General features: G+C 37.1%; 13 protein-coding genes. 1 reads left to right on the top strand and 12 read right to left on the bottom strand.

Annotated elements, in window-relative coordinates; translation table 11 throughout:
* Window positions 1-401: 401 nt before the first annotated feature.
* From KUA55_RS08005 to KUA55_RS07985, 5 genes are all read right to left on the bottom strand, one after another.
* On the bottom strand, window positions 402-590 hold the full coding sequence (locus tag KUA55_RS08005) for a hypothetical protein (RefSeq protein ID WP_218325678.1): 189 nt from the start codon (window positions 588-590) through the stop codon (window positions 402-404).
* 15 nt (window positions 591-605) lie between these two features.
* A complete protein-coding gene (locus KUA55_RS08000) occupies window positions 606-1,379 on the bottom strand; it encodes a Cof-type HAD-IIB family hydrolase (protein WP_218325677.1) in 774 nt (257 codons plus the stop codon).
* Window positions 1,380-1,458: 79 nt separating this feature from the next.
* A complete protein-coding gene (locus KUA55_RS07995; RefSeq protein WP_218325676.1) occupies window positions 1,459-3,480 on the bottom strand; it encodes a CocE/NonD family hydrolase in 2,022 nt (673 codons plus the stop codon).
* Window positions 3,481-4,767, bottom strand: a complete 1,287-nt coding sequence (locus KUA55_RS07990; RefSeq protein ID WP_218325675.1) for an MFS transporter — start codon at window positions 4,765-4,767, stop codon at window positions 3,481-3,483.
* Window positions 4,768-4,892: 125 nt separating this feature from the next.
* Window positions 4,893-6,350 carry an NAD-dependent succinate-semialdehyde dehydrogenase gene (locus KUA55_RS07985; RefSeq protein ID WP_218325674.1) on the bottom strand — a complete coding sequence of 486 codons (1,458 nt, stop codon included), beginning with the start codon at window positions 6,348-6,350 and terminating at the stop codon, window positions 4,893-4,895.
* Window positions 6,351-6,523: 173 nt separating this feature from the next.
* Between KUA55_RS07985 and KUA55_RS07980 the strand changes: the two genes are divergently transcribed.
* Window positions 6,524-7,216: an alpha/beta hydrolase gene (locus KUA55_RS07980; protein ID WP_218325673.1), complete on the top strand. Its 693-nt coding sequence runs from the start codon at window positions 6,524-6,526 to the stop codon at window positions 7,214-7,216.
* A 34-nt stretch (window positions 7,217-7,250) separates the two neighbouring features.
* Here KUA55_RS07980 and KUA55_RS07975 read toward each other — a convergent pair whose 3' ends face one another.
* From KUA55_RS07975 to KUA55_RS07945, 7 genes are all read right to left on the bottom strand, one after another.
* Complete coding sequence (locus KUA55_RS07975; RefSeq protein WP_218325672.1) at window positions 7,251-7,568, bottom strand: PTS lactose/cellobiose transporter subunit IIA; 318 nt, start codon at window positions 7,566-7,568, stop codon at window positions 7,251-7,253.
* 15 nt (window positions 7,569-7,583) lie between these two features.
* Window positions 7,584-8,102: a GrdB-related putative oxidoreductase gene (locus tag KUA55_RS07970; protein WP_218325671.1), complete on the bottom strand. Its 519-nt coding sequence runs from the start codon at window positions 8,100-8,102 to the stop codon at window positions 7,584-7,586.
* A gap of 12 nt (window positions 8,103-8,114) precedes the next feature.
* Complete coding sequence (gene celB / locus KUA55_RS07965) at window positions 8,115-9,470, bottom strand: PTS cellobiose transporter subunit IIC (RefSeq protein ID WP_218325670.1); 1,356 nt, start codon at window positions 9,468-9,470, stop codon at window positions 8,115-8,117.
* Window positions 9,471-9,489: 19 nt separating this feature from the next.
* Entirely contained in the window at window positions 9,490-9,819 is a 330-nt protein-coding gene (locus KUA55_RS07960; protein ID WP_218325669.1) for a PTS sugar transporter subunit IIB, read from the bottom strand.
* Window positions 9,820-9,837: 18 nt separating this feature from the next.
* Window positions 9,838-10,791 (bottom strand): glycosylasparaginase, encoded by a 954-nt coding sequence (locus KUA55_RS07955; protein ID WP_218325668.1) that lies wholly within the window; start codon window positions 10,789-10,791, stop codon window positions 9,838-9,840.
* Between the two features lie 207 nt (window positions 10,792-10,998).
* Complete coding sequence (locus KUA55_RS07950) at window positions 10,999-12,294, bottom strand: Sapep family Mn(2+)-dependent dipeptidase (protein ID WP_218325667.1); 1,296 nt, start codon at window positions 12,292-12,294, stop codon at window positions 10,999-11,001.
* Between the two features lie 12 nt (window positions 12,295-12,306).
* The gene (locus KUA55_RS07945) at window positions 12,307-13,035 is read right to left on the bottom strand and encodes a GntR family transcriptional regulator, LSA1692 subfamily (RefSeq protein WP_218325666.1); all 729 of its coding nucleotides are present in this window, start codon (window positions 13,033-13,035) and stop codon (window positions 12,307-12,309) included.
* Window positions 13,036-13,039: the final 4 nt, after the last annotated feature.

Here is a 13,039-nt window from a genome sequence, read left to right as displayed (position 1 = left end):
CTAATTCTTTTAATAGCCCTGGGCTTTCGTTTAGCTACTTTTGCTTGGTGACATTTTTCATCTTTTACAACTTCTCAAATTTGAAGCTCAACTAAATCAGATAAACAATTAGCCACAAATTCAAGGCTCATGGGAAGAATAAGTAAAATAATTACGATATTTCTTGAAAACAGCCAAAAAGAATAAAAATGATAATAAAGCCTATAATTGCAGCATTCATCAGCTTTTTTGAGATTTTTTCACATCAGTTTGCCGATGATATTTCTAAAAAAATCAATCCAAAAACTACTTTTTTAGGAGGTAAATTTTCTTTTCCTCGTAATCCATTTTTTTTCACAAAGCACAACACATATTAGCAAAAATAATAGGAAAATTATAAATTCCAATTAAAGCGAAAGTAATCAGCCAATTAGAGCATAGAAATTTCGCAAGACTAAATAAAAACCTACAATCGAAAAATAGATCATTCCTTTAACTATTTTTGACAACACTTCTAACTGCGCTAAATTAAGCAGAGTAGCTAAAAAATCGACAAAGTCAGTTAACCTTTGAAATAGAAATCCATAAAACTTCTCGCCCACAATTTTCATAGATTCTCCAAAATTTTAAATCCAGCCAAATTTCTGACAAGCCAAATAAATCCCATCATCCACATTGTTTGCTGTGACAAAGTCAGCCTTTTTTTTCAATTCCGGATGCGCATTACCCATGGCAATACTGGTCCATTCCGGTGAAAACATCACCAAATCATTGGTATCATCGCCAAAAACAACAACTTTTGATAAATCTCCTTTTAAGTGATTGATAGTCGCAACGATTCCACTATATTTATCATCGTATTGAATCGTCAAATAATCTGGCATAAAACGAACATAGCCCAAAGGATCTTTAGTCGTTAATTGCGCCTCATCTGCTTCGGAAATGACCACATATATTTTGTAGATTTCTGTCAATTTTTCATAGTCTAATGTTTCGTCGATGATATATTCTGTTGGCTCACGTCTCTCACCGACTTGTTCTCTAAACAGATCATTTTTAGCATAAACTTTAATCGAATCGTCTAACATTAATAAAGTTCCCAGTCCCAAAGCTTCTGTTTGTGACAACAATGCTTTCGCATCCGCTAAATTCAGCGGTTGATTTTGAACCAATTGATTATTCAAGACTAAACCACCGCCACCTGCACAAACCATGTTTTTTAATCCCACCGAATTCATAAAATCAATCGATTTATAATGGGCCCGTCCAGTCGCAATTGCTACAAAATGTCCGGCTGCTTGTAATTTATTCAGAGCTTCTTGTGCGCTTGGCACAATTTCTCCTGTTTTCCGATCTGTCAGTGTCCCATCAATATCAAAGAAAAAATATTTTTTATCCAAAAAAATTCGCCCCATTTTTTTATTTTATTAAAATACTAGAAAAAAGAACCGGATTTTAAAATCCAGCTCTTTCAATTGTTTACATACCGTTTCGTTTAATCTTTTTATCCCAAGTTGTAGCATAAATTGGTTCTTCATTTTCGGTGACATTCATCTCACCTGTAATGTAGAAGTATTCTTTATCAGAAGTTTGCGTAGTGGTAATTTCTGCATTGGTCCACCAGCCCTCACGACCAATTCGCATATTTTGAGTAATCGTGTAGTTTGCAGACAAAGGATCTTGATTTGATAAGGTTAATAGTCGTTTTAGGTTATGTTCAACCGTTACATCAATTTCATCAAACCGATAAATTCCTTCTCCAAAAACGCCACCAATACCATTCGTCATGCAAGTCCAGGTATCAGTCACTAAATCATAAGATATTTCTCGTTCAACTCTTCCTTCCGACAAGATAGTTGTTGGTGTCAATGGAGCAGATTGTGCATCCAAGTCTGGTCCCACTGTATCTTCTCCAGTAAAAATTGGCAAACTAAACTGCGCATCGGCTAATTCTAAGGTCAGAGTATTATCTTCTGGCATCGTCCAAAACATTGGCCAAGCTGAATTTGCTAAAGACAAACGTAACCGATGACCCGCCTTAAATGAATGCCCACAAGTATTTAATTGAACGGTGGCTTCAACTTCTTTGCCCGGTTCCAAGTAGACTACTTTGTCATGACCAGCTAGATGCGTTAGATTCATGACACCATAGCTCACCCGCTCAGATGACCCATCTGGAGCAACATCACATAATGAAGCATATAACATCGCATTTGGTTTATCACTACTTAGTTTAAGAGTAACTTTTGGATAGCCAAAAATTTCTAAATCTTCGGTTAATACTTCAGAATCAAAATTCAATGCCAAACCATTGTCTAAACGTTGATCCCCTGGAGATTCACCTGGCACGCCTGCACCCATCCATTCATTTGCTAAGAGGGTATGATTTAAAGGTGTTTTCAAGGCAACTTTCTCACTAGTATTTGCATTTTCTGCTACTAATTCGTGATAGCTTAAGCCAAAATTCTTATCGTTGACAACCTTGGAAGGCCAGTTTTCGACAGCTACCCAACGACCTTTACTTTCAGGTTTATTGGTCTGTGGCGGCATACTGTCTTCAATCCAAGCTTGAATCATTGGACCATCTAAAGTATCCGTTTTTTCACCCTTCAACCAATGATCCCACCATTTAACTCCTTCACCTAAATAATTTATTGCTGGACCTGGCACACCATCATGAGCATAGACATGGGCCCATGGACCTAAAATACCTTTTTTCGGTACACTCAAACCTTCTAATAAACTCAACACAGTATTTGTATAAGAATCTGCATATCCATCAACGGCAAAAACCGGTACTTTAATCGCATCATAGTTTTCACACACTGATCCATGTTTCCAATAATCATCACGGGTTTGATGTTCTAACCAATTCGCCATCCATAAAGGCATATTTTTCAAACGCTCTAGCCACATTTCCCGCCAACGGTCGCCGACAACATGGGGATCGATTGCACGAGATTGATAACCCAACATAATGGCGCCCCACCAGAAATTATCATTTAAAATCAAGCCGCCTTTATAGTGAATATCGTTATTGTAGCGATCATCAGTAAAGCCTACGACCATAACAGCTTTCAATGCTTCTGGTTGACGTGCCGCAATTTGTAAGGAATTGAAACCACCCCAAGATTTCCCCATCATACCGACATTGCCATCACACCAATCTTGTTTGGCAATCCAGTCAATGATCTCCAAGGCATCATCTTGTTCTTGTTTCAAATATTCATCTTTCAATAACCCTTCTGACTCACCTGTTCCTCGCATATCCATCCGAATCACATTGTAGCCGTGGCCAGAAAAATAACCATGCATGGGATTATCTCGTCCACGGGTGCCATCTGTTTTACGATAAGGTAAATATTCTAAAATTGTTGGTAAAGGTTTATCTGATTTGGGAAACCAACCTCGATACGAAAGAACGGTCCCGTCACTTAGTGTATACCAACTGTTTTCAATTACCTCTACATCATAAGGAAAGTTCTCGATAATTCTTTTCATTTATTTTGCCTCCTTGGCTGCCATTTTCAAACGATATTTTTTGCCATACGTTTTACTCCAAATAATACATAAAACTGCACCAATCGCTGCCATTGCTATCATAATACTAAAGTAAATAAAATAACCAGTATTTCCTGGGTAACGATCCAAAATATTACCAGCTGCCAGCGGAACCACCACTTCAGGTAAATAACCTAAAGTACTAGCCAGTCCTATTGCTACCCCAGAAAGTCTCAGTGGAATACCTCCCTCAGATAGGAAAGAGAAAAAGATACCATAATTAGAGTACATGGCGATATAAACCATACTGGCCGCAACAACTAACACGACCACTTGCAGTTGACCACTTACACCAGAACTAACAATTAATAGAAAAGTTCCTAAAGCTAAAAATACAAAACCTGCAAACATAACCATTGATTTGCTAATTTTATCAGCTAAAAATCCGCCAAAGGGTGCTGCTACCAAACGACAATATTGGGCTAGCATCGCTACCACTGCAGCAAAAACGGCTGAAGTCCCAATAACATTTGAAGCATAAGGCGTGAAATAGTAAATCGACATATTAAAAACATAGCTAGTAAACATAATCCCAATTGACAGCCAAAGGGCCGGCATTTTTAAAACATCAATTACATCTTTGAAAGTTAATTTTTCTTGGGCTTGATTTTCTTCGACCGAAGTTGGTTCCTTTAAAATAAAAATAAAAGCCAATCCGCAGACAATCGGAATCACCGAATAAAAAATAATAATCCAGTTCAAACCGACTAAAGCCGTAGCACGGCTTTGAAAGAACCCAAAAATTGCAGTGGCTATCGCTAAATGAATTACATTCGTAATCCCACGAGTTCCTTCAAATAATCCATAAGCGCGACTTTGCTCATCATCATTGGCTTGCATTCGGACAATTTTCATTAAAGCTGGCCAAAAAGTCAGCAAAGAAGTGATGCCCCATAGACCATAAATAAAAAACAGTGGCCAAAAGCTTGATACAAATAAATGTAAGAATCCACCTAAACCAGTTGCTAACAGTGAAAAAACCAATAACTTTTTAGCTGCAAAACGGTCAGCTAAAACGCCTCCAATAAAATAAGAAACCAAACCGATAAATCCGTAAGCACTTCCCAGCATACCCATTTGCGTATTGGTCAGATTGTAGGCTGTAACATAAGCATCGTAATAATAGCTTCGAAAATATGGCAGCCCATAGATGATTGATCCTGCTAATGCTAACAAGATAATCGTCAAAAAGTTCTTCTTTAGACCCGTTTTCACGACTGTTCCCATAAGTAACCTCCATTTTTTTGAATTTTCTTTTATTTTAGCACAATTAATGATTAAATATTCTGAAAATAAGTAAAAATCAAAAAAACACGAATCCTTTTTCAAGAATTCGTGTGCTGGTGATTTTCCTATTTAGCTGTGCGAATATTTACAAATTTGACTTCTACATATTCTTCGACACCGTATATTCCATTTTCTCGACCAAAGCCAGAATGCTTCATGCCACCAAACGGTGTGGCAGAATTAGAGATAGCTGTATCGTTTACTCCTACCATGCCGTAATCCAATCCACGACTGACTTTGTCAATGGTTTGAATATTGTTAGCAAAGAAATAGCTTGCCAAACCAAATTCTGTATCATTAGCTGCTTTAATTACTTCGTCCTCATCTTCAAAAGTAATTAAAGGAATGACTGGACCAAAAGTTTCTTCATAATAAATATCCATATCAGTTGTAACTTCATCCAAAACAGTTGGTTGGAAGAAAAAGCCGTTTTGATATTCGCCCTCAGTTAATTGCTGACCACCGAATAAAACTTTTGCGCCTTTTTCTGTGGCATCTTTTAATTGGGCGACAACTTTATCTAGACCTGCTTGATTGATTAGAGGACCCGTAGTTGGATCATCCATGCCATCACCAACCGTAACTTCTTGGATTTTTTCCACTAATAAATGTGTAACTTCTTCCTTCACATCTTGATGAACAAAAATACGATTTGGCGAGACACAAACTTGACCATTATTTCTAAATTTTGTCGTAATTAAGGTATCCACGGCTAATTCCAAATCGGCATCTGGAAAAATAATATATGGCGCATGTCCGCCCAATTCCAAAGAAACTTTTTTCAGTGAATCAGAAGCTTGTTGGTTTAAAATTTTACCGACATTTGTTGAACCAGTAAAAGTAATTTTCGCCACATCTTCAGACTCTGACAATACTTTTCCGATTGGTTTCGCATCTCCTAAAACGATATTTACTACACCAGCAGGAAATTCTGCTTTTTCAAATAACTCCATTAAAGCTAAGGCAGATAATGGGGTTTCTTTAGCAGGTTTTAAAACAATTGTACAACCTACTGCAATACCTGGTGCAATCTTGCGAATAATCATGTTGGAAGGAAAATTCCACGGAGTAATTGCGCCCACTACACCAACTGGTTGCTTGCGCACTTGCCATTGATTTGTTGGTGGTGATGGAATAATTTCTCCGAAAACCCGTTGTGCCTGAGCAGCATTCCAGCGTAAATTTTCTACATTACTTTTAATTTCACCAGCAGCTTGGGTAAGTGGTTTTCCTTGTTCTAAAGTCATGATAGTTGCCAAACGATTTGTATCTTCTTCAATCAAGTCAGCCAATTTATTCATATAAGCGGCTCTTTCAGTAACTGGTAATTCCGACCAAGTTGGAAAAGCTTTTTTCGCTGCAGCAATAGCTGCTTCTGTTTCAGCTTCAGCCCCTTGATGAATTTCAGTTAAAACGTCGCCAGTTGCTGGATTTGTTACAGGGATCTTTTCTTTTGAGCCTTCGACCCATTCTCCATTGATATAAAGACGAGTTTCGACTGACGGTAGTTGATGTTTTGTCATGTGTCTCATTCCTCCTGAATTTAAATGTCTAATTTGTTTTTTCATCACCTTTTAACGGTAACACGCAAAATATCAAAGTACAAAAATAACAACCTAATATTTCGCCAAAAAACAATCAAATTTTTCTTCTCATAGAAAAAAATGATATACTGAAAAAAATAAAGGAGAAAATGATGAAAATCCAACATAATACGCTTAATTCTATTTCAATCACTATCTATGGTGAGACTTCTGAAAAAGTCTATCTCTATCTCCATGGTCAAAATGGCAATCAAGAAGAAGCAGCATTTGCCGCAAAAATATTAACTACAAAAGGGTGGCAAGTGGTCGCATATGACCTACCAGAACATGGCACCCGAAAAAATAGTTCAGAAAAATTTGTCCCTTGGGAAGTCATACCTGAGCTTAAAAATTTGTATCAAACCTTAAAACAAAATTGGACCACCATTGCTTTATATGCTAACAGTATTTCTGCTTGGTTTAGTTTGCTGGCTTTTGCTGATATAGAACTCGATCATTGTTTATTAGTTTCACCAGTTGTTGATATGGAAAAATTGATAACAAAGATGATGTCGTGGGCCCAAGTCAGTGAAGTCCAATTAGAGCAGGAGCAACTAATTGAAACTGATTTCGGTCAAACCTTGTCGTGGCAATATCTTACTTATACAAGAACACATCCTGTAACCAACTGGCAAATTCCCACAAAAATTATGTTTGGCGAAAATGACAACTTAACTAGTCTAGCTGAAATCAGGACCTTCGCAGAAAAATATCACTGTCAACTAACAGTAATGCCTGGCGGCGAACATTGGTTCCATACCGAGGAACAGTTACAATTTTTATCGACATGGTTAAACAAAGCATAAAAATTGCCTTGCCAAAGCGGCAAGGCAATTTTTATTATTTACTATCTAAGCGGTGGTACAAATCAATCAATTCTTGCGTCAAACCTAAATAAGAAATAGCATTCATTAAATGATCTTGACTGTGAACCATTAATAAAGTTACTGTTGTGTGGTCGCCGCTAGCTTCAGCGGTTAGTAAACCCGTTTGAACATTGTGGGCTTCAACTAATGCTTCATTTGCCGCTATCATTTTTTCTTCTGCCAAAATGAAATTACCTTCTTTAGCTGCTGTTAATGCGGCAACAGCTTCTGCTTTAGCATTACCAGCGTTCATGATTAATCCCATGACTACTTGTAATTGTTCATCATTCATCTGTAATCCTCTTTTCTAAAAACAAATCTCTTTTTCTAATTCCGTCGTATCATTACCTTTAGCTTTTTCCGAAACTAACAAAGCCATATTTTTAAATGAATCGTTTAAACCAATCCCGCCTTTTTTTGGCATTTTTACAATTGGTTCTTGATCTTTATACACTTCTGTCGCCGGATTTTCCACCGACATTGAAGAAATAGCTGGAATGCCGTAATCATTAAACGATTTTGTTAAAGCACCGGCCATTTCACCAAAATTTGGATAATGCATCGCTGGTCCCACTAACACAGCCTCCGCACCAAATTTCTTAGCAAAACCAATAAATTTTTTAGTTACTTCTTCTGGATGTGCCAGATAATACTGGTCACCGCAATATAAAGTCGCAATAATTTCGCTATCATGCTCTTTCAAATAAGGAGTTAAAGTTTGGCCTGGTCCTAAAGGGGCTTTTTTCCCACCTGGAGCTAAATCAGCATGCTCATCGCTTCCCATACCTGCCTGTACATGGTTCAATACTAAAATAATTTTTTTCATCATTTTTACCTCTTAAATGTCGTCAAAATCAAAATCATCAAAGTCAATTTCTTCTGATTCTTCTTCGACAGCTTCTCGTTCTTCACGCAAATATTGATCATCCATCACTTTAATAAATGGATAATAAATAAACATTCCTAAAACAAATAATAATGCCTGTAATACTGCTCCTTGCCAACCACTAACTAAGAAACCAGAAATAATTGGTGGTGTTGTCCATGGTAACTGAATCCCATTAGTTAAAGGAACCAAGCCCCAATCCATCGCAAAGTAAGAGATAATAATATTAATCGTCGGTACTAAAGCAAAAGGAATTAAAATAAGTGGATTTAAGACAATTGGTAAACCAAAAATAATCGGTTCATTAATCCCAAAAATACCTGGCACTAATGACAATTGAGATAATTTTTTGATTCGTTGACTCTTACAGAAAATTACCATTACTAGAATCAATGATAAGGTCGAACCGGCTCCACCAAAAGTAGCAAACATATCTTGAAATTGACCAGTAATAATATTTGGAATTTCGTGTCCATCTTTAAAAGCTTGTAAATTTTCAACTGATAAAGCCCGTAAAACTGGATTGAATACTGCGCCAACGACACTGCTTCCGTTGATCCCAAAGAACCAGAAGAAGTGTAAGAAAATATAAGCGATGATCATGGCGCCTAGAGTATTTCCTAAGCTTAATAATGGTGTTTGTAAAAATTGGAAAATGACATCTTGTAAATTACCAAATGAAGTCAATGAAACCAACCAGTTAATAATAAACATAATAAAGACAACAACAAAACTTGGAATTAAAGCTTCAAAAGATTTAACAACGGTTGGCGGTACCCCTTCAGGCATCTTAATCGTCCAGCCTTTATTTAAAATAAAAACAAATAGTCTAGTTGAAATCAATGCCACGATCATGCCTAAGAATAGACCGCTAGAACCCATCCATTTTAAAGGCAAGCTAGTCACTTCATAAACTGCCGTACTATTTTCAGGAGTAAATAAAGTCGTATACGGTGTCAAAATAAAGAAAGAAACTAAAGCAATAATACCAGCTTGCATTGCATCTACTTTAAATTGACGGCCTAAACTATAAGCAATCCCGACTACGGCTAGAATCGTCATCACATCAAAGCTGGCACTAGCTGGAACCGACATCATTATTGCCCAATTGTCCCCTAAAATATTCGACATCCAAGTGTCCCAATTTGGTAATGGGAAATTGGCTAACAGCAAGAATACTGATCCCACAATTAACAATGGGGTAGATAATAAGAAACCGTCTCGAATAGCTACTAAATATTTATTTTCGCCAATAACTTTAGCCATCGGTGTCAAGACTCTTTCTAACCAACCTAAAAATTTCTGCATGTTACTTTTTCACTCCATCCTACTTTTTATTTTGCTTGATTAATTTTAAAGCTTCTTTTAATGCTTTTTCGCCATCCATCATTCCATAAATTTCTGGTTCAATCGCAGCTACAGGAATGCCTTGAGGACTAAATTGTTCTTTCGTTTTTTCTAGCAAAAATTTCACTTGGGGACCTAATAAAATTGCAACTGGCTTTTCTTTATCCACAACTTCTTGTGCTCGTGCCACGGGAAAAGCAGTAATTTGCAATGGCATATTATGTTTAGTCACAACTTCCATCATTTTGTTCACCATAATACTTGTTGACATACCTGCATCACAGAATAAATAAATTTGTTTTGTTGCCATAATTTTCATCCTCCTAGATTATTCAATTGGTGCTTTAATTCTTTTTTCGTAAGCGTCCAACCACTCTTGGGTGATTGATTCTATTTTTGTGGTATGATTTTCTCCCATGTTGGCGATAAAAATCTGAGGTGCCTCTTTATCATTGCCAACACTAAAAGTAAATTCAACATTGGTAGCGACTCCCCACTCACCAGCTTTATTCATAGCTATTAGTGAAAAGGCGCCGGCTTTTCCATAACGCGCAGTTAATTTATCATGAAACTCGTATACAGCCTTGTCACAAGCTGCTTGAGGCGATAAACCTTCTCCCATTAAGCGAACAATTTCATAAGACAAACAGCCTTTCATTAAATCTTCCCCTAAACCTGTTGCAGTAGCACCCCCAATTTGACTATCGACATAAAAGCCAGAACCAGATAATGGTGAATCACCCACTCGACCAGGTTTTTTCATGAACAGACCTGAACTTGAAGTCCCAGCCGTCATAGAACCCATTTGATCTAATGTGATTGCGCCAACTGTATCGTGACCATTATAAGGGTTTAAATTATTTTCATGGATTTCTTTTAATCGTTTTTCCCAAATTTTATGCGCTCGTTCGGTCAACATATTTTTCCGATGAAATCCTTCAGTCATGGCATATCTTGTGGCACCTTCTCCAACTCGAAAACTATTGAATTTATCATCACTAAGCTTTCTTGCTACAGAAATTGGATTACTGACATCGGTAATTCCGGCGACTGCTCCTATTTTAAAACTATCGCCATCCATAAAGGCGGCATCCATTTCTAAAATTCCTTCCGCATTCGGTAACCCACCATAGCCAACTGATTTATAATACGGATAATCCTCCACTGTTTTAATCAATTCCTCTACGGCATCACCAGAATGCTGCTTTCGTTCTAATAAATCCAGCGCTTTTACCACACCATCGTGGGCCATGCGCCAAGTTGCTATTGCTCCCCAGACCATTGATTCGCTCCTTCCGTTAACGCTTTCATCACGTTGTTGTCTTTATTATAGTTAGTATATACTATTTTGTATATACTAATTACAAAAATAATTCTATTTTTTCATTTTTTTCTAAATAAACTTTTAGAAAATTCTCTAATAATCGAATGACAAAAAGGCAAACTACACAAAAAAGCCGCAGCTCATAAGAACTGCGGCATAAAAATACTATTGATTCAAAGCAACAATTGCTGCCATGTAAATCTCCATGTTTTTTAATAAATCAATTTCATCCATATATTCATCTTTGTTATGGGCAATTCCTTTTTGACCTGGAAAAGAAGGTCCAAAAGCAACAATATTGGGCATGAAACGGGCATAAGTTGCACCCGTTGTGGTTACAGGTGTCCCATCTAAACCAGTCGCTTTTTCGTAAACTTCAGATAATTTTTGAACATTTTTATTGGCTTTAGGAAATTGGGTACTTTTAATCCGTCGTACCACTTTTAAATGACTATCCGCAAAAAGATTTTTCTCTAAGGTGTTAGTCACTTCTTCTTCGGTTACCGAGATAGGATAACGGATCGCTACAGACAAAGCCAACCCATTAGCTGTTTTGATGAGTTCATAAGGGGTGATCATTAGCTTTCCACTATCTGCATCTTCAAAAGCTAATCCTAGACCCTCGCCATGATGCTTTTCAGCCAAACTGTCTTTTAGCCAAGTAAAGTAAGCCAATAATTTTCCTGTCAATAATTTTTCTGCCGTTAATTTTTCCGCCAATAGCGTAATGGCATTTTCACCAAGCTCTGGAGCGTTAGATGGTGCTCTTTTTCCACTAACTGAGATCACTTGACCATTAACTGTCAGACTTAATGCATCAGGTACATGGTCTTTGGCCTGATCACCAATAAAATCACCTAGTAATGCCAATTCATCTGTTGAAAAAGCTGTCTCAATTTGATAATTAACAATACCACGTTCACCGTAAACAACCGGATACTTTCCATCTGGAGTAAAACCAAATATCGGTGCCTTTTGATGTTTTAAATAAAGTGGCAGATCACTGCTACCACTTTCTTCATCGGTACCAAAAATAACTCGAAAAGTTTTTCGGTTAACTAAGCCAGCTTCTTTTAATAATTTCAGCCCAAACAGACACGCCATAATTGGTCCTTTATTATCCAGAATGCCTCGACCATAAAAACGTCCATTTGTTAAACTTAAATCAAACGGTGGATAATTCCACCCATCGCCAGCAGGAACTACGTCTAAATGACCCACAACGCCAATATATGAATCATCTTCGCCCCACTGAGCATAACCTACCGCATCTTCAACAACATTTGTATAAAATCCATACTCTGCTGCCAAATTCATGACCATTTCCAACACAGCTCTTGGTTCCTTACCGAACGGCGCTCCAGGTTCGGCAGCACCTTTAACACTAGCAATTGACATTACTTTTTGTAAATCTTGATAAAAATCTAATTTATTGGCTTCAATTAATTCTCTAATATCCACAAAATGCGCCTCCTAATGGCTGTAACGAGTCAAAGTATTTTTAAATGTATATCGATCTGCACGATAATAAGACAAATCAAATAAAATCGGGGTCGCATCAATCGCATAAGTCACTGAATGGACTTGCAACATCGGATTTCCCACCGGAACCTCTAACAATGTTGAAATTTCTGGTTCAACTAAAATTGCTTCAACTTCTTGATGGGAATAGGCAATCTCAACTTTCTTTTCTAGTTGTTTGAATAGCGATCCTTCAAAATCAGTTTTTTTCAATCCTGCGATATAAACTTCTGGTAAATAGGTTTTTTCCACTGTCATTGGTTCATCATCTAATATTCGGCGGCGAACCAATTCATAAATAGTATCATTTTTCGTCAAATTCAAAGCTTTCAACATCTCTTCTGTTGGCTGACAGACGCCAAAGGAAATCACTTCAGTTTTACTGGATTTGCCATAAGCTTTAGCCGCTTCGGTAAAACCAACTAAACCATCCCGACCACTTTGAATTTTTTGCTGTGACATCACGTAACTACCTTTTCCACGACGCTTTACGATAATATTTTTTTTGATTAGATCATCAATCGCTTTACGAATAGTCAAACGACTACAATTAAATTCCTTTGCTAAATCGTATTCAGATGGTAGCTTCTGCGAACTAACATAGATTCCCTCGCGAATTCTTTTTTCAATTTCAGCTGAAACTTGATCAAAAATCGCTTGAGTAGCTTTTTTTTCTTCCATATGA

The sequence above is a fragment of the Enterococcus alishanensis genome, assembly GCF_019218635.1.
GTDB lineage: Bacteria > Bacillota > Bacilli > Lactobacillales > Enterococcaceae > Enterococcus_A > Enterococcus_A alishanensis.
The sequence above is the reverse complement of the archived record's forward strand: the minus strand, read 5'-3'. Positions and strand labels throughout refer to the sequence as shown.